At 41.4% G+C, this 17,124-nt stretch carries 14 protein-coding genes; 7 read left to right on the top strand and 7 right to left on the bottom strand.

Annotation, left to right across the window (positions count from 1 at the left end; genetic code table 11):
* Positions 1–3 precede the first annotated feature (3 nt).
* The 5 genes from ACVS9P_RS06305 (at position 4) to ACVS9P_RS06285 (ending at position 5,579) form a co-directional block, all read left to right on the top strand.
* Positions 4–873 carry a DivIVA domain-containing protein gene (locus ACVS9P_RS06305; RefSeq protein WP_452102746.1) on the top strand — a complete coding sequence of 290 codons (870 nt, stop codon included), beginning with the start codon at positions 4–6 and terminating at the stop codon, positions 871–873.
* 67 nt (positions 874–940) lie between these two features.
* Complete coding sequence (gene ileS, locus ACVS9P_RS06300; RefSeq protein WP_452102745.1) at positions 941–3,730, top strand: isoleucine--tRNA ligase; 2,790 nt, start codon at positions 941–943, stop codon at positions 3,728–3,730.
* Positions 3,731–3,800: 70 nt separating this feature from the next.
* Positions 3,801–4,292, top strand: coding sequence for a signal peptidase II (lspA, locus tag ACVS9P_RS06295; protein ID WP_452102744.1), 492 nt, complete (start codon positions 3,801–3,803; stop codon positions 4,290–4,292).
* Positions 4,293–4,312: 20 nt separating this feature from the next.
* On the top strand, positions 4,313–5,242 hold the full coding sequence (locus ACVS9P_RS06290; protein ID WP_452104677.1) for an RluA family pseudouridine synthase: 930 nt from the start codon (positions 4,313–4,315) through the stop codon (positions 5,240–5,242).
* Positions 5,232–5,579 (top strand): ComEA family DNA-binding protein, encoded by a 348-nt coding sequence (locus tag ACVS9P_RS06285; RefSeq protein WP_452102743.1) that lies wholly within the window; start codon positions 5,232–5,234, stop codon positions 5,577–5,579. Before ACVS9P_RS06290 ends, ACVS9P_RS06285 begins: the two co-directional genes overlap by 11 nt.
* Before the next feature lie 80 nt (positions 5,580–5,659).
* Here ACVS9P_RS06285 and ACVS9P_RS06280 read toward each other — a convergent pair whose 3' ends face one another.
* The 6 genes from ACVS9P_RS06280 to ACVS9P_RS06255 all read right to left on the bottom strand — a co-directional run bounded on the left by ACVS9P_RS06280 (position 5,660) and on the right by ACVS9P_RS06255 (position 12,485).
* A complete protein-coding gene (locus ACVS9P_RS06280) occupies positions 5,660–6,751 on the bottom strand; it encodes a 6-phosphofructokinase (protein WP_452102742.1) in 1,092 nt (363 codons plus the stop codon).
* Positions 6,752–6,789: 38 nt separating this feature from the next.
* Positions 6,790–8,892, bottom strand: a complete 2,103-nt coding sequence (locus ACVS9P_RS06275) for an RNA degradosome polyphosphate kinase (protein WP_452102741.1) — start codon at positions 8,890–8,892, stop codon at positions 6,790–6,792.
* Positions 8,893–8,912: 20 nt separating this feature from the next.
* Positions 8,913–10,466, bottom strand: a complete 1,554-nt coding sequence (locus ACVS9P_RS06270; RefSeq protein WP_452102740.1) for a Ppx/GppA phosphatase family protein — start codon at positions 10,464–10,466, stop codon at positions 8,913–8,915.
* 125 nt (positions 10,467–10,591) lie between these two features.
* The gene (locus ACVS9P_RS06265) at positions 10,592–11,248 is read right to left on the bottom strand and encodes an ABC-2 transporter permease (protein WP_452102739.1); all 657 of its coding nucleotides are present in this window, start codon (positions 11,246–11,248) and stop codon (positions 10,592–10,594) included.
* Positions 11,248–12,108: an ABC transporter ATP-binding protein gene (locus ACVS9P_RS06260; protein ID WP_452102738.1), complete on the bottom strand. Its 861-nt coding sequence runs from the start codon at positions 12,106–12,108 to the stop codon at positions 11,248–11,250. Before ACVS9P_RS06260 ends, ACVS9P_RS06265 begins: the two co-directional genes overlap by 1 nt.
* A 2-nt stretch (positions 12,109–12,110) precedes the next feature.
* Positions 12,111–12,485: a GntR family transcriptional regulator gene (locus ACVS9P_RS06255; RefSeq protein WP_452102737.1), complete on the bottom strand. Its 375-nt coding sequence runs from the start codon at positions 12,483–12,485 to the stop codon at positions 12,111–12,113.
* 223 nt (positions 12,486–12,708) lie between these two features.
* Between ACVS9P_RS06255 and ACVS9P_RS06250 the strand changes: the two genes are divergently transcribed.
* Both ACVS9P_RS06250 and ACVS9P_RS06245 read left to right on the top strand, forming a co-directional pair.
* Positions 12,709–15,822, top strand: a complete 3,114-nt coding sequence (locus ACVS9P_RS06250; protein WP_452102736.1) for an SH3 domain-containing protein — start codon at positions 12,709–12,711, stop codon at positions 15,820–15,822.
* Between the two features lie 189 nt (positions 15,823–16,011).
* A complete protein-coding gene (locus tag ACVS9P_RS06245; RefSeq protein WP_452102735.1) occupies positions 16,012–16,374 on the top strand; it encodes a VOC family protein in 363 nt (120 codons plus the stop codon).
* Here ACVS9P_RS06245 and ACVS9P_RS06240 read toward each other — a convergent pair.
* On the bottom strand, positions 16,334–17,086 hold the full coding sequence (locus ACVS9P_RS06240; protein ID WP_452102734.1) for an MBL fold metallo-hydrolase: 753 nt from the start codon (positions 17,084–17,086) through the stop codon (positions 16,334–16,336). The two genes, ACVS9P_RS06245 and ACVS9P_RS06240, sit on opposite strands and share 41 nt — an antisense overlap.
* Between the last annotated feature and the right edge of the window lie 38 nt (positions 17,087–17,124).

Below are 17,124 nucleotides of genomic sequence, written 5' to 3'. Positions count from 1 at the left end.
CTCATGCTATCTTTAAATGATATTGTGAATGTAAGTTTTCGTAAGGCCGGTCGCGGCTACAATGCGGAAGATGTCGATAATTTTATCGATCAGATTCGGGAATCTTATGATACGCTGATGAAAAAGACAATCGAGCAGCATGATCAGCTGGAAGCTGCCGAAAAAGAAAAAGCACAGTTTGATAAAAAGCTTCAGGTTTTGGCGGATAAGATTCAGGAGTACCGTCAGGAAGAGGATGGCATAAAATCAGCTCTCCTCAGCGCCCAAAAGTTGGGCGATGCTTCTTTACGGGAAGCACGCCATAAATCCGAAGTGATTTTAAATGATGCAAATATGAAGGCGGAAAAGATTATTGCTGATGCCGAAAATCAGGTAAAGAATCAGCAGAAAGGCCTGGACGAAATGAAACGCCAGGTCAGCGACTTCCGCTCCAAACTTCTGGATATGTATAAACAGCATTTAACATTGATCAATTCGCTTCCACATTCGGAAAAGCCAGCTTCTAAAATGGAAAAAAATGCTGCTAAAAAAGAAGAAGAGACAGTATCATCTGAAGAGAAAGAGCCGGAGAAAGCTGCAAATGAAAATGCTCCTGAAGCTCAGCAGACAGCACCAGAATTAGCGGAACCAAAGGAAGAGAAAGAACCCAACCAGCCGGAGCCGGTGAGCTTTTCTCCCGTTAATAACGAGAATAAAAATGCGATGAATCAGGTTCCGAGCGAATACATTCTGCAGCCCAATGAAATGCCGCGTTTTGATGGCAGTGTTCCGGATGTTCAGAGAGCAAAAGACCGTCACCATGAAATTAAATTTGGGGATGGATATGATGTAGATACTGATGCAGAAGAGGATATTTTCGGAAAGAAGAACTGATTTTTCGAAAGAATGCGGTATCTTTTTCTACGCAGTGGCGAGATTTTAATTGAGGAGATAGAAACCTATGGATTATAAGAGTACCTTGAATTTGCCTAAAACCAAATTCCCTATGCAGGCCGGTTTGCCAAAAAGAGAGCCTACCATGCTGCAGGAGTGGAATCAGGATCATATTTATGAGAAAGTTATGAAGAAAAATGAGGGCAAACCTGTTTTTGTTCTGCATGACGGTCCTCCGTATGCAAATGGAAATATTCATTTGGGAACGGCACTCAATAAAGTTTTAAAAGACATTATTGTGCGTTATAAGAATATGTCAGGCTTTCAGGCGCCTTATGTTCCAGGCTGGGATACACATGGTCTTCCGACAGAGTTAAAAGCGCGTAAAAAGGCTGGAGTCGGCAATTCCGCAACAATTTCAAATTTGGAACTGCGCAAACTTTGCAGAGAATTTGCACTTGGATATCTGAACGATCAAAGAGAAGAATTTCGCCGTTTGGGTGGAATTGGAGATTGGGAGCATCCCTATGTAACGCTTACTCATGATTTTGAAGCAAAGCAGATTGAAATTTTTTCCAATATGGCAACAAAGGGATTAATTTATCGTGGATTAAAGCCTGTCTATTGGTGCCCGGAATGCAAAACTGCATTGGCAGAAGCAGAGATTGAATATGCAGAAGATCCCTGTGATTCTATTTTCGTGAAATTCCACGTGATTGACGATAAGGGCCTTTTCACTGCAAAAGGTGCTGATCTTTCTCGTACTTATTTTGTGATTTGGACAACAACGACTTGGACTATTCCTGCAAATGAGGCGATCTGCCTTGGCCCTGATTTTGAATATTCTCTGATTCAGTGTGGAGAAGACTACTATGTAATGGCTTCTGCTTTGTATGAAAATGTGATGGCACAGGCAGGAATTACAGATTATAAAGTAGTTGCCACTTTTAAGGGCAGTGACTTGGAATTCATTAAGACACAACATCCGTTCCTTGATAGGGTTTCTCCGATTATTCTGGGAAATCATGTAACGCTGGAAAGTGGTACCGGATGCGTCCATACAGCTCCTGGTCATGGTATTGATGACTATAATGTCTGTCAGAATTATCCGGATCTGCCGATCATTGTTCCGGTAGATGCGAATGGACATTTGACGAGTGAAGCAGGAGAGCGCTTTGCCGGACTTTCCACAAAAGAAGCAAATAAAGCGATTGCCGATTATTTAGTGGAAATTGGGGCAATGTTTGCAACACAAAAGATTATCCATCAATATCCGCATTGCTGGCGCTGCAAGAAGCCTGTTTTGTTCCGTGCAACAAAACAGTGGTTCTGTTCCATCGATGCCATTAAAGATCAGGCCGTCGAGGAAATTAACAAAGTAAAGTGGATTCCTGAATGGGGCCGCGATCGTATCACCTCGATGGTTCGAGAAAGAAATGACTGGTGTATTTCTCGTCAGCGCCGTTGGGGTGTTCCGATTCCGATTTTCTATTGCAAAGATTGCGGGGAGCCGCTGATCAGTGCAGAAGCCATGAAGCGTGTGTCTGATTTATTCCGTGAAAAAGGCAGCGATGCGTGGTATGAACTTTCCGCTGAGGAAATTTTACCTGAAGGCACAAAATGTGCAAAATGCGGCTGTGGAGAGTTTACAAAAGAAAGTGACATCATGGATGTCTGGTTTGATTCCGGAGTTACGCATGCAGCAGTAGCCGATCAGCGTCCGGAACTTCATTGGCCTGCCGACCTTTATCTGGAGGGTGCCGACCAGTATCGTGGCTGGTTCCAGTCCAGCCTTCTCACCAGTGTTGCATGGAGGGGAAAAGCTCCCTATAAAGCTGTTTGCACACATGGCTGGGTGGTAGATGGCGAAGGCCGTAAAATGAGTAAATCTCTTGAAAACGGCATCAATCCACAGAAAATTATTGATCAGTATGGTGCTGATATTCTTCGTTTGTGGGTTGCATCTTCTGATTATCATGCGGATATTCGTATTTCGAAGGAAATTCTCAAGCAGCTTTCCGATGCTTATCGTAAGATTCGCAACACGGCACGCTTTATCCTTGGTAATTTGAGTGATTTTGATCCGGATCATGATATGGTTCCGATGAATGAGCTGGAAGACCTTGACCGCTGGGCACTGATTAAATTTGACGAACTGATTAAAAAGACGGTAGAAGGCTATGAAGCATTGGAGTTCCATAATGCCTACCATGCAATTCATAATTTTTGTGTTGTAGATATGAGTAATTTCTACCTGGACGTATGTAAGGATCGTCTTTATACGGAAAAAGCGGATAGCCATACGCGTCGTGCGTCACAGACGGTCATGTTCCTGATCCTTAGCGGAATGACACGTTTGATATCGCCTATTTTGGCCTTTACTTCTGATGAAATTTGGCATAGCATGCCGCATCTTGCAAGCGAAGATGCCGAAAATGTTGTACTCAATGAGTTTCCGCAGCCTTCTGGAATTAAAGTGGATGAAACATTCCTTGCAAAATGGGATCGGATTCATGAAATTCGTGATGATGTGAAAAAAGCTTTGGAGCTTGCTCGAAAAGAGAAAGTAATTGGCTCTTCTCTAGATGCGAAAGTTCAGTTGTTCTGTGATGGAGATTTATATGATTTTGTAAATGAACAGAAAAAAGAGCTTTTAACAGCATTGATTGTTTCTCAGCTGGAAACCGTAAAAGGAGGTTCCGGAGAGTTTACCGAGGTAGCACTTCAGGGACTGAGTATTACGGTCAAACATGCCGAAGGTCAAAAATGTGCGCGTTGCTGGGTGTATGGAGATACGGTTGGCAAAAATGCAGATCATCCTGATCTTTGTGAGCGCTGTGCCCATGTGATTGGATAAAACAAGTAATTAAAAAGCGGGGCAGATAATTGCTGCTCCGCTTTTATTATAGAGAGACGGGTGAGACAATATGGGTTCTGTTTCAAAAGCGAAAAAGAAAAGACCGCTGTTTTGCTTATTGACTTTTGTGTTTGCAGGATTAGCAGCGGGAATGGATCAGTGGATTAAATGGATTGTCGTTGAGAATGTAAAACCGATTAAGAGCGTTAATGTGATTTCTCAAGTTTTTTCCTTGTTTTATCTTGAAAATCGGGGGGCTGCTTTCAGTATTTTTGAAAACAAGCAATTGTTTCTGATTCTATTTACGTCACTGCTCTGCGTCGTAATTATTGGAATGATCCTTTTTTATAAGTCGCAAAATGCATGGTCATGGGTTGCCTGTGTCCTCGTTTTGGGTGGAGGAATCGGTAATTTAATTGACCGAATCCGATTAGGATATGTGGTAGATTATTTAAAATTCAGCTTTTTTCCTCCCGTGTTTAATTTTGCAGATATTTGTGTCGTTACTGGGGTAATTCTTTTCATAATTCATGTACTCTTAGGAGAATATGCTCATAAATAATTTGAGAAGGCAGAAGTATGATGGGAAAGAAAATTGAATTGGTTGTTGACCATTCCGGGACGGGGCAGAGGCTTGATAAGTATTTAGGCGGAACTGTTGAAGGACTGACAAGGTCAGCGGCGGAAAAGCTGATTTTATCGGGAAATGTGACGTGTGAAGGGGAATTACTTTTCAAAAAAGAGCTTCTTAAAGAAGGGCAAATCCTAAACCTTTTCATTCCGGACCCGGAGCCACTCGATGTAAAGGCCGAAAACATTCCTTTGGAAATCATTTATGAAGATGATGATTTGCTGGTTGTCAATAAACCAAAGGGAATGGTGGTGCATCCGGCACCCGGAAATCATGATGGAACCTTGGTAAATGCGCTTTTGGCGCATTGTGGGGATAGCCTTTCCGGAATCAATGGCGTGATTCGTCCTGGGATTGTTCATCGTATTGATAAAGATACCAGTGGACTATTGATTGTTGCGAAGAATGATTATTCTCATCGAAAATTGGCAGAGCAGATTAAAGTCCATAGCTTTACACGCTTATATGAAGCGGTCGTGCATGGAAATTTGAAGGAAGACTCCGGCACGATTGATGAACCAATTGGGCGCCATCCGATCGAGAGAAAAAAGATGGCAGTGACAGAAAAAAATTCGAGACGAGCGATTACGCACTATACTGTTCTAAAACGATATTCACAATTTACGCATGTTCGTTTGAAGTTGGAAACAGGAAGGACTCATCAAATTCGGGTTCATATGGCCTATCTTGGTCATCCGGTTACAGGAGATCCACTTTATGGGCCGAAGCATCCAGTTCCGGGACTTAATGGGCAGTGTCTGCATGCACGGACAATCGGATTTATTCATCCGAGAAGCGGGGAATATATGGAATTCACTTCAGAATTGCCGCTGTATTTTAAAGAGTTTTTAAAAAAGCTGGAGAATTTATATGGAGCGTGAAAATTGGGAGATAGAAGTGCTGGTTGGATTGGCGGCAATTTTGGCGGCAGTCTGTATCGGATTTAATTTATTCTTTGTCCCTAATGTCAGTCCATCTGTTGTAGCGGTCACAACAGATGTGCAAGATGTTTCAAGTGCTTATAATGGAAAAATTCATTTAAATACAGCGTCGGAATCCGCATTACAGGAATTAGATGGGATAGGCCCTGCTTTGGCGAAAAGAATTGTAGAATATCGGGAAACACATGGAAAATTTACTTCGATAGAAGATTTAAAAAATGTAAGGGGAATCGGTGATCAGCTGTTTGATCAAATCCGTAACCAAATTGATTTATGATCGTTATAAAAAAGGAACCAGCTTTTTACGCTGGTTCCTTTTTCTATTTGCAGTCATATTTTATTCTCAAATTCAAACGATTATTTTTCAGGATGGTCTCCAAAAGAAATTCCAATTTCTCGTGCAGTACGAATCACTTCGCTGTCTAATGGAACACGCTTTAGTTTTCCGGCTACTTCTGATAAAGGGACAGGAACAATTGCTCCGTTTTGCAGGGCTACCATATTTCCAAACTTTTTTTCTGCAATCAAATTTGCGGCTGCGGTACCGAAACGGGTGGAAAGGACACGGTCATAAGGGCATGGACTGCCGCCGCGCTGAAAATGACCCGGTACCGTCACTCGAATTTCCTGGCCGGTCTTTTGACCAAGTCTTTCGGCAATCCGATAGCTGATGGAGGGATATTGAGTCTCAAGAGCCCTTGCGGCTTTTAACTGCTTTTTGTTCAAGGTCGATTCCTCTTTTGAAATAGCGCCTTCTGCTACGGCAAGGATGGAAAAGCGCTTACCGCTTTTATTACGCCGCTGGATCGTGTTTGCAATCTCGTCGATATCATAGGGGATTTCAGGAATCAAAATCACGTCAGCGCCGCCGGCAATCCCTGCATAAAGGGTAAGCCAGCCAACCTTATGACCCATAATTTCCACAATAAATATGCGTCCATGAGAGGTTGCCGTAGTATGGATGCAGTCTACAACATTGGTAGCAATATTCATGGCACTGTAAAAACCAAAAGTCATTTCGGTTCCCCAGACATCGTTATCAATCGTTTTGGGCAGGGTGACAATATTAAGCCCTTCTTGGCTCAGCAGATTTGCAGTTTTATGAGTTCCATTCCCGCCTAAAATTACAAGGCAGTCTAGCTTGAGCTTCTTGTAATTTTCTTTCATATTTTTTACTTTATCAACGCTGTCATCCTCTACGACTCGCATCATTTTAAAAGGCTGACGGCTAGTCCCGAGGATTGTACCGCCTAGGGTTAGGATCCCGGAAAAATCCTCCGGATTCATTAACCGAGCATTTCCTTCGATCAAGCCACGATATCCGTCTGCGATTCCATAGATTTCCACATGGTTGCCAAATCTGACATAAAGTGCTTTGGCGACTCCTCGGATTGCGGAATTAAGTCCTTGACAGTCGCCGCCACTTGTTAAAATACCGACACGCAGCAAAATAAATCACATCCTTTAATTGAAAAGCTTAAATGATATCAGCGATCAAAATCAGGACTTAAAATTGGTTTTAAAGGCTGATCTCGATCAGGAATCTCTAGCTTTGCAACAGCTTCCTGTGCTAGGCGGCTAAATTCATGCTGACAGTTGCAGGGGACTTTCCCACGCCGATCGATATGATGATATTCTGTTGTATTGGTCATCATTCTAGCGTTGATATTATCATTTAACATCAGGTCAAGAATTCCAAATGCACGCTGTTTTAAATCTTCATCTTCAATAGGAAAGACTAATTCTATACGGCGGTCAAGGTTTCTGCTCATCCAGTCTGCGCTTCCCATATAAATTTTTGGAGTTCCACCGTTTTCAAAACGAAAAATCCGGCTGTGCTCGAGAAGTTGTCCGATAATGCTGATGACTTCGATATGCTCGCTGACCCCAGGCAGGCCGGGAATCAGGCAGCAAATTCCACGTACAATCAAGTGAATCGGGACTCCTGCCTGTGAAGCTTTATAAAGAAGAGAAATGATTTCGGGATCAACAAGAGAGTTTACCTTTACGGTAATACCACAAGGAAGCCCATCTTTGGCATTTTGAGTTTCACGCTGAATCATAGATTCAAAAAATCCGCGCAGCTCGTTTGGAGCGACCAACATTTTATTATATTCCGGGGGACGGGAATAACCGGTCAATACATTAAAAAGGCTGCTGGCGTCTGTTCCAAAGGGTTCCTTACAAGTAAAAATACCGATATCGGTGTAAATCTTTGCGGTGGAATCATTGTAATTTCCAGTTCCCATATGAACGTAGCGGCGGATACAATCTTCATCTCTGCGGACAACCAGCAAAATTTTACAGTGTGTTTTAAGCCCTGCCAATCCGTAAATGACATGACAGCCGGCTTCTTCTAGCTTTTTTGCCCAGAGAATATTATTTTCTTCATCAAAACGCGCTTTCAGCTCCACTAGAACGGTCACTTGTTTCCCGTTTTCAGCGGCACGAATCAACGCTGCAATGATAGGAGAATGGCCGCTGACTCGATAGAGGGTTTGCTTAATAGCAAGCACATTTTCATCTTCCGCGGCCTGACGCACAAAGTCGACGACGGTTTCAAAGCTCTCATAAGGGTGGTGAACCATGCGGTCTTTTTCTCTGATTGCATCAAAAATATTTTTATAGTTCCAAAAATCGGCAGGAGGATAAACCGGCATGATTGGTTTGAAACAATATTTTTCACATCCGGGCAGATTTGCAAATTTGGAGAGAAATGTTAAATCCAATGGGCCTGGAAGTTCGTAAATGTTATCTTTTCGGATATGAATCATTTCGAGTAGAAACGATTTTGTTTCCGGGTCGCATTTTTGCAAAAGCTCCAGCCGAACTGGATTTCCGCGTTTCCGCTTTTTAATAGATTTTTGAATTTCTGCCAGTAAATCTTCGGCGCCTTCATCGATTTCAAGATCACTGTTTCTGGTCATGCGAAAAGGACAGGCAGCACGAATATCGCTTGCTTCGAACAATTCTTCCAATTTGTAAATAATTAAATTTTCGAGAAGGATAAATTCTCGGCCCCCATCACGGGAAGGTAATTCCAAATATCGAGAAAGAATTGAGGGAACCTGTACAACAGCGAAATAGGGCTTTCCATTCCCTTCAAGGCGAATTGCTACATTCAGACTTTTGTTAGCCAGAAGTGGAAATGGACGGCTGGGGTCAACTGCAAGCGGAGTTAATACAGGGAAGAGGACTTTTTCAAAATAGTTAGAGAGGAATGAAAGCTGTTCTTCATTCATTTCATCCGGCGTGACAAATGAAATATTTAGTTTTTTTAGAGCCGGAATGATGGAACGATGCAGGCAGGAATATTGTTTTTCCATAAATTCGTGGATTTTGATATTGAGCTTTTCCAAAAGCTTTTGTGGGGTTAAACCGCTTAAATCCTCTACATGATATTTGCTGCGGACCTGTTCCATAACACCTGCTACACGAACCATAAAAAATTCATCGAGGTTACTGGCTGTGATCGAAAGAAAACGAATCCGTTCCATGATTGGATTTTCTTTTTTAAAAGCTTCTTCCAAAACCCGATAGTTAAAATCGACCCAGCTTAGTTCACGATTATAATAAGGCATCTTTTCCATAAAACAGCTGCAGCCTCCATTCAAATAAACGTTTCTTTTACGACAAGGACCGGTTCAATTCCAAAAACATCCTGAAAAAATGGTGCGCATTGTTCGAATGCCCATCGTTCCAGATAAAAGTTGTCATTACAGAAAGCAGTTACGGTCATCTTTTCACCATTTGTTTTTACTTTGATATCGATTGCTTTTTGCATATGGGATTTATCCAGCGCATTTGCCAGACGAAAGATAGCCGTCAGTTTGGAAATCACGAGCTTCGTTTCTTCAGAAAGGCCCAAAAATTCGGGCCGTGAAAAATCTGGTGTGTCGAATTCGCTAAAGCCTGCAATAAAAGCGGTAATCAGACGATCCTGACGGGTAATTCCGTAGATGCTCAAATCTTGTAAAAGGTGATAGGTGGCACGCAAGGGGTGTTTCGCTGTCACGTAATGCCCACAATCATGCAGGATAGCAGCGAGATCCAAAAGCAGCTTTTTGTTGTTATCTAAACCATGAAAAGATTTGGTTTTATCAAAAATCTTTTCCGAGCATAAGCGTACAGCTTGAGTATGCTTTTGATTATAATCGAAATTTGCAGCTAACCGTTCGGCACATGAGATTGCATTTTGACGAATGTGTTGCGCGTAAAGATTCTTCATTTTTGGATAAAGCTGATCACGGAGAAGAGAATCCCATAGTTCTACTTTGGGGCAGATAATATTTAAAGCTTTTGTAGAACGAATCAGCTTCATATAAATTGCAAGAGCAGAATAGAGCGGTTCGGCCTCTTCTTGGGTAATATGATATTGTATTGAAATTTGATCTGAAGTTAAGGAGCGAATGGATTTATAAAGCTTTTTAAAGCTTTTCACCGGCAGCAGATAGCGCCCGTCATGAGCTTTAACGTTACAGAGAGATGCGATCTGTTCAATTTCATTTCCAGTTAAAATCAGGTTGGTAATTTCCTCACCGCTGAGCGGGCGGATTGCGTGATCGAGAGTGCTGTCTAAATATTCTTCCAAAACGGTATGAAAATCTTCCGTAAGATTTTGAATGCTGCCCAGCATATCGTGCAGCTTTAGAGCGCCGATGGGAATGCTTTCAGAAGAAATCATGATTTCTCCATCATAAAGAGCTAGTCCGATTGTTCCGGAACCAATATAGGAGATCAGAGATTTTCCGGGTAAAAGATCAGGGGAATCTTTTAATACGGTAAGGATTTCAAAATAAATACGACTTTTTTCCTGATCGCCTTCCAGCACTTTTACGGAGAGATTATTATGAATTTTCAGCTGATCTAAGATATACGCGCGGTTTTCTGAATCCCGTAGGGCAGAGGTAGCAACGGTAGTGCATTGTGTAATACCGTATTCTTTTAAAAGAGAAGAAAAACCATTCAGAGCAGAAGAGAGCTCTCTCAAGCTTTCAAAAGAAATTTTTCCTTCGGTAAAGACTTCATGTCCGAGGTGAATCGGATATTCCAAACGATCGAGATCTACGATTTTTCCCTTTTGCAGCTGTGCAATCCGCATTTTAAGCATGCTGGAGCCGATGTCGATAACAGCGGCACATTTTCCGGCTCTTTTTTTATCCATTCGATTCACACCTGATTTCCATTTTACAATATACAATATATTATAATTATATCAGACAATTATTCTTCCTACAAGGAAAGTACTTTTATATTTAAAAAAGGCCTGCAGAAAATGCAGACCTTTTCCTAGAATTCTTTTTGATTATAGATACGAATAGAAAGCAGACAAGATAAGAGCAGCAGCACGACTCCTGCGGGAACGGAAAGATAACAATAGATTGGAATCATTGATTCGATTCCACTGGTTTCCAGAGAAGCGAATAGATTGTCAAGAGCACCGCTTTTTCCAAGAAGAATAAAGATCAGCACTGGAATCATAATGACTGCGATCGAAATCACGCGGGAGTGTTCCGGTCCAAAGCGATAAATAATGGGAAATAAAATAGAGTACATTAGGCACACCAGAAAAACGGTTATACAGAGAACGGGGACGAAAGGAACGTCACTTTCTGAACGAGAGACAAAAATTTTGCTGATGAACTCTAATATTGTAACGACAAGAAATCCGCCTAGAATCGTGAGCAGGGAGGAGCAGTAGCGAGCTTCTACGATTGTTTTCTTTTTAATTGGAAGTGTCTGTGCGAAAGAATCCCATTTAGCGGTATTATCATAATCAAAAATATTGACGGAAGAAGCCATTAAAAAAACACAAACCATGGAGAGAGCGTAAGTACTGCTTCCAAATGAAAATGTGAATAGAACTGTCATAATTAGCAAAATTGGAATTTGTGAACGCATCAGTTTTTGCAGCACCAGAAAATCTTTTGAGATAAGACCAATCATTATTTTTCTCCTTTCACAAAAAAGACCATAATTTCGTCTAGGTTAACTCGGTCTAAAACCATATCCGGGTGCTTTTTCTTTGATAAATAACGATCCTTTACCAAAATTTCATATCCAAAACTGTTTTCACGATAGGAAATATATTCAGAAGGATCAAGCATTTCAAAATTTTGTTTCCCACATTTTAAAATTCCAAAGCTATCTAAGATTTGATCTTTTGGAGAAGAAAACAAAATTTTTCCATGATGGATAAAGGTAATGTAATCTGCAATTTTTTCGAGATCGCTGGTAATATGGGAAGACATCAAAATGGAATGAGATTCATCTTGGATGAAATTATAAAAAATCTCCAAAATTTCGTCCCGTACAACAGGGTCCAATCCGCTGGTAGCTTCGTCTAAGATCAGAAGCTTTGGATGATGTGCGAGTGCACAGGCAATAGAGAGCTTCATTTTCATTCCGCGTGAGTATTCTTTAATAGGGCGCTTAGGCGGAAGTTTAAATTCCTTTAAATAAGACTGGTAAAGAGAGCTATCCCAGTCTTGATAAACTTTCGAAAGGATTTTTTCTGCTTTTTCGGCAGAAAGAGTTTCATGCAGCGGACACTCATCAAACACAACACCAATTTTTTCTTTGACTTCAATTTCATTTTGTGCGATTTCTTTCCCAAAAATTCGAATCGTTCCACTATCGGGGTGAAGTAAATTCAAAATACATTTAATGGTTGTCGTTTTTCCGGCTCCATTTTGCCCGATAAATCCCATCACGCTTCCGCGCGGCAGAGTAAGATTAATATCTTTTAAGGTAAAGCCACTTTGAAAAGATTTATTTAGAGATCTGATTTCTAAATCATTTTCCATCATTATTCTCCTTTATAAAGAATCGTAAGCATTTCCAAAAGTTCCTCATAGGAAATGTCATAATTTTTTGCAGTTTCAACCGCTTTAGCAAGTTGCTCTTGTGTAATGCGCAGCTGATTTTCATGAAGTAGTTCTGGACTTTTTCCGGCAACAAAGCTTCCTTTTCCGACAATGGTATGAAGGAATCCTTCGTGTTCCAGTTCTTCATAAGCACGCTTTGTCGTGATTACGCTGATTCGAAGTTCTTTTGCTAGTAGCCGCATAGAAGGGAGAGCCTCTCCATTTTTTAATTCGCCGATCAAAATTTTTTCTTTGATCTGAGAAGTAATCTGCTCATAAATCGGCAGATTGCTAGAGTTACTAATAATAATGTCCATGGATAATCCTCTTTAATTTTATTGTGTATACACTATATATACAATATATTCATATGCCTTGCGTTTGTCAATAGAGAAATTAATAAATCAATAAAATTATTTTGAAAAAATGAAAGCAATGTTGCATTTTGGTAACAATACTGTTATAATTAGGGCGAATTATGTGAAGTAAGCTCGTTTTATAGAAAATGAGCTTACTTTTTGGACTAAAGGAGGCTTTTGAATGAAAAAGAGAGATGGGATTTTACGGCGCACATCAGCAATTTTAATTGCAGTTTGCATGATTGCCTCCATGCCGATGGGAGCTTTTGCGCAATCGGAGCCGACACAGATTTATCGTGCCAGCGTAGGCCTTGCAAAAGCGAATGGTTCTGGTACAGCGACCGTCAATGCAGATTGTCTGTATGTCCGTGAAGGGCCGGGAACAGATCATAAAGTGGTCGGTGAGCTAAATCAAGGAGATTCGGTAAAAGTCCTTGAAAATGATGGAAGTTGGGCAAAAATTGATAATGGCAGCGGCCTTCAAGGATATTGCAGCTGTACATTTCTTGAGATTGCAAACATGCCTGTTTCGGCCGGAAAAACTGGAACTGTCAATGCAGATGTACTGAATGTTCGTCATGAAGGCAATGGAAGTAGTGAGGTCCTTTTTACAATTTTAGAAGGAACACAAGTGACTGTCCTAGACGATAGCGGCGATTGGGTGCAGATTCAGACAAGTGATGGAAAAACCGGATATTGCAGCAAAGAATATCTAACGATTTCGGGAGCCTCTTCTTCAGATAGTGGTTCTTTTTCCAACTCGGGAAGTTCTCAGAAGACAGGAACCGTCAATGCAGACGTACTGAATGTTCGTAAGGAAGGCAACGGAGGCAGTGATATCCTTTTTAAAATTTCAGATGGAACACAAGTGGCTGTCCTTGACGACAGCGGCGATTGGGTGCAGATCAAAACCAGCGATGGGAAAACAGGATATTGCAGCAAAGAGTATTTGGATATTCAAGATACAGCAACGCAGACTCCGCCAGAAACACCTCCTCAAAATAACAATACAAGCTCCAATAAAACCGGCACGGTAAATGCCGATGTGTTAAATGTGCGTTCTGGTGGAGGCGCTAATTATGACGTACAGTTTACGTTGGCACAGGGAACAGAAGTAACTGTCCTTGATGACAGCGGCGATTGGGTGCAGATTCAGACAAGTGCAGGAAAAACAGGTTATTGCAGTAAAGAGTTTTTAACGATTTCCGGTGGCACTTCTTCAGATAGTGGTTCTTCCTCTAACTCGGGAAGTTCTCAAAAGACAGGCACCATCAATGCAGATGTACTAAATGTGCGTTCTGGCGCAGGTGCGAATTATGACGTGCAGTTTACGTTGACACAAGGAACAGAAGTAACCGTCCTTGACGACAGCGGAGATTGGGTGCAGATCCAAACAAGCGCCGGCAGAACCGGATATTGCAGTAAAGAGTTTTTAACGATTTCCGGAGGCTCTTCTTCGGATAGCGGTTCTTCTGATAATGGAAATTCCGGAGGGACGACAACAACTACTACTGCAAAAGTTACCGCGGATGTTTTAAATGTCCGTTCCGGAGATGGAACGAACTATTCGATTGACTTTACAGTTTCAGACGGGACAGTTGTTACTGTTTTGGAGCAGCTCCCTTCCGGCTGGGCAAAAATTCAGACGAATTCGGGGGATACCGGATATTGCAAGATGGAATTCTTAACTCTCATCAATGATGAAAAGCCGACTCCTCCGGATAGCGGTTCCAATACAGCGCAGAAGCTTGGAGTTGTCACCGGATCCGATGTTCGTTTGAGAGAAGGCCCTGGCACAAACTATGATATTTTGACAACTTTAGGGCTAAATACCCAGCTCGTTATTTTGGATACTTCTACGCAAGGCTGGGTAAAAGTTCAGACTTCCAATAATCAGACCGGGTATATGTGTTCTGATTATGTGAAAGAAATTTCCGATTCGGATTCTGCAGCTTCTGATATTTCGCTTTCTAATAATTCAGCGTCGGTGGAAGCAGGAAAGACGCTGTACATAAAAGCAACTGTGACGCCGAGCGATAGTGTCATTCTCTGGACAAGCAGCAATGAAGACGTTGCGTCTGTTGTAAACGGGTACATTTATGCGAAAGCACCGGGAAATGTTACGATTACTGCAAAATCTGGTACCCATTCGGTATCGTGTAATGTGACAGTGAAAGAAGCAGATGCGGTTCGTTCTGCTTATGCAAGCCCCAATGTGGTTATGGCAGGAGGAACAGCAACTTTAGTTGCAATTACAGATGACTCCAGAACGGGCGTACAGTTTACGATGGATGGAAAAACATATATGGCTTCTTTAAAACAGACAGATAATACGAACAGTATCGTCACAAAAGTCTGGACAGCACAAGTCGAAGGACTTTCTGCAGGAACGCATTCATTTACTGCGGAAAGTACAACAGGCGGCGAATATACGAACGGTTATCAATCGGATGTTTTTGTTTCAGCACAATCTGATACATCGGTTACAACGCAGGATGATCATCGTATGAGTGAACCTATGCTGGAACAGATGGAAAAGTGGGAAGGTTATGCTTCTGCGGTCTATGCAGATCAGTTGACTTATGATAAGATTCCAACAGTTGGATATGGTGTTGTGCTTTATCCGGGGAATACTTTTTATAACAATTTGAGTGCAGAAGAAGCGCATAGCCAGATGGTTAACTCGCTCAATAAGGCAAGTTACACTTCGGTTCTCAATCAATTTGTTCATGCAAATAATCTTTATATCTCTCAGAGCCAGGCGGATGCACTGCTTAGTTTCTCTTATAATTGCGGTTCCGGATACTTTAGCAATATGGGACTGCAGTGCGATTTTCGTACCATCATGCTGAATGCGGTCGCTGTAAATAGCGGAGATGCAAATTATTCGGCGACTGCGACCGATACCGTCAAAATGTATGCGTCGGTGGGGGGAAACCAGTGCGGAGTGCTTTCCAACGGAACCGGCGTAACGGTAACAGGAATTCAGGCAGACGATATTAAAAATGTTTATTATAAAGTTCAGACTTCTAATGGAGAAGGCGGCTGGGTCAATGCAGGATATGTCCATATTGATGATAGCTACGGACTTAAAAAAGATTTGAATTATACGAATGCAAAGGCAATGGGCAATGAATTCTTGCTCTGGTGTACAGCCGGAGGGAATGCTTATGAAGGCTTAATGTATCGTCGTCTTGGGGAAGTCAATGTTTATAACTACAACGAATATGATTTTGTTCGCTACAATAATCATGACTATGTTTATCCGAGTGCCCTTCAGGGTCAGATTCCTTAAATAATAAAAAATCGCTTTCCGCAATGGAAAGCGATTTTTTTATGCTGTTTTATTGATCGGTTAGCTGTCTGTATTGTTTGATCTAGATATTAAAATAAAATGTGTTTCCATAAAATCCTCCTTTTAAAGAAGACCATTTTATAGTATACTAAAGCTGAATAAAATTTTACAAAAAGGAGATTACTTAGAATGAAAAGTCGTTTTCTGCACGCTAATCTAAATGTTCTCGATTTGGAAAAGAGCATTGCTTTTTACCATCAGGCACTTGGGCTCCATGAAGTACGCCGGAAAGAAGCAAAGGACGGATCGTTTATTCTGGCTTTTTTGGAAGACGGAGAAAGTGATTTTCAGTTGGAACTCACATGGCTTCGCGACCGCAAAAATCCCTATAATCTAGGCGATAACGAACATCATATTGCGTTTCGGGTAGAAAACAAAAAGGAAGCTCATGAATTGCATCAAAAAATGGGTTGTATCTGCTATGAAAACAAAGAGATGGGACTCTATTTTATCAGTGATCCGGATGGATATTGGCTGGAGATTCTGGACTAATGTAGTCAATTTCCTGTCCGTAGTGAGTTAGATTTACTAAATGGCTTCGATAAGGATCCGCCATGGGATCTTCTTTCACTTTTTCGAAGCAGGAATAATTATCTCCGAAATGCATGGGGATACAGAGATTTGCTCCAACCGTTCTCATAAAATAATCCAGCCCCCAGAGATATTGATTTTCCAGGCGCGGATCCATGGGAACGAAAGCAATATCGACCTTTTTGCCTTTTATGGAATCAATTTCTTTCTGATAGGCTGTTTTCATATGAGTATTATTTTCTTCGGTGTCACCTTCCCAATGCCACCAGTTCAAATCGCCTGCATGGTAAATGCAGAGGTTGTCTATCCAGATTAAAAACGCAACTCCCAAGTCGGTAGAGGTTAAAGTGTGAATTTTAATATCTCCCATATCGTAATCTGTATCAGGGGCCACGTAAAGCGCTTTTTGCAGTTTGGGAAGATCATTGGAAAGAATATAGCGGATTTTTGGACAAAACTCGCGCCATTTGAAGATATGAGAATCAAAATGGTCATTATGACTGTGAGAAACAAATACGATGGTATCTTTTTTAGGTAGGACAGATTCATCTACAACGCCCTGGTCGAATGTGCCGCCGGCAGTTGGATGAGTGCAGTCATCAAAAATTAAAAGATGGTCTTCAGTTTCTACTACAAATCCACTGTTATAAAGATACCAGATCTTTGTATTCATGGAATCAGCTCCTTATTTTAAGTATCATATCTGCAAAA

This window comes from Caproicibacterium sp. NSD3 (genome assembly GCF_053613275.1).
The sequence above is the reverse complement of the archived record's forward strand: the minus strand, read 5'-3'. Positions and strand labels throughout refer to the sequence as shown.

Excerpts from the sequence above, each read along its gene's own strand:
- ACVS9P_RS06270 (WP_452102740.1), bottom strand. The coding sequence starts at position 10,466 with ATGGATAAAAAAAGAGCCGGAAAATGTGCCGCTGTTATCGACATCGGC.
- ACVS9P_RS06275 (WP_452102741.1), bottom strand. The coding sequence starts at position 8,892 with ATGGAAAAGATGCCTTATTATAATCGTGAACTAAGCTGGGTCGATTTT.
- ACVS9P_RS06305 (WP_452102746.1), top strand. The coding sequence starts at position 4 with ATGCTATCTTTAAATGATATTGTGAATGTAAGTTTTCGTAAGGCCGGT.
- ileS (WP_452102745.1), top strand. The coding sequence starts at position 941 with ATGGATTATAAGAGTACCTTGAATTTGCCTAAAACCAAATTCCCTATG.
- ACVS9P_RS06260 (WP_452102738.1), bottom strand. The coding sequence starts at position 12,108 with ATGGAAAATGATTTAGAAATCAGATCTCTAAATAAATCTTTTCAAAGT.
- ACVS9P_RS06250 (WP_452102736.1), top strand. The coding sequence starts at position 12,709 with ATGAAAAAGAGAGATGGGATTTTACGGCGCACATCAGCAATTTTAATT.
- ACVS9P_RS06255 (WP_452102737.1), bottom strand. The coding sequence starts at position 12,485 with ATGGACATTATTATTAGTAACTCTAGCAATCTGCCGATTTATGAGCAG.
- lspA (WP_452102744.1), top strand. The coding sequence starts at position 3,801 with ATGGGTTCTGTTTCAAAAGCGAAAAAGAAAAGACCGCTGTTTTGCTTA.
- ACVS9P_RS06245 (WP_452102735.1), top strand. The coding sequence starts at position 16,012 with ATGAAAAGTCGTTTTCTGCACGCTAATCTAAATGTTCTCGATTTGGAA.
- ACVS9P_RS06265 (WP_452102739.1), bottom strand. The coding sequence starts at position 11,248 with ATGATTGGTCTTATCTCAAAAGATTTTCTGGTGCTGCAAAAACTGATG.
- ACVS9P_RS06285 (WP_452102743.1), top strand. The coding sequence starts at position 5,232 with ATGGAGCGTGAAAATTGGGAGATAGAAGTGCTGGTTGGATTGGCGGCA.
- ACVS9P_RS06290 (WP_452104677.1), top strand. The coding sequence starts at position 4,313 with ATGGGAAAGAAAATTGAATTGGTTGTTGACCATTCCGGGACGGGGCAG.
- ACVS9P_RS06240 (WP_452102734.1), bottom strand. The coding sequence starts at position 17,086 with ATGAATACAAAGATCTGGTATCTTTATAACAGTGGATTTGTAGTAGAA.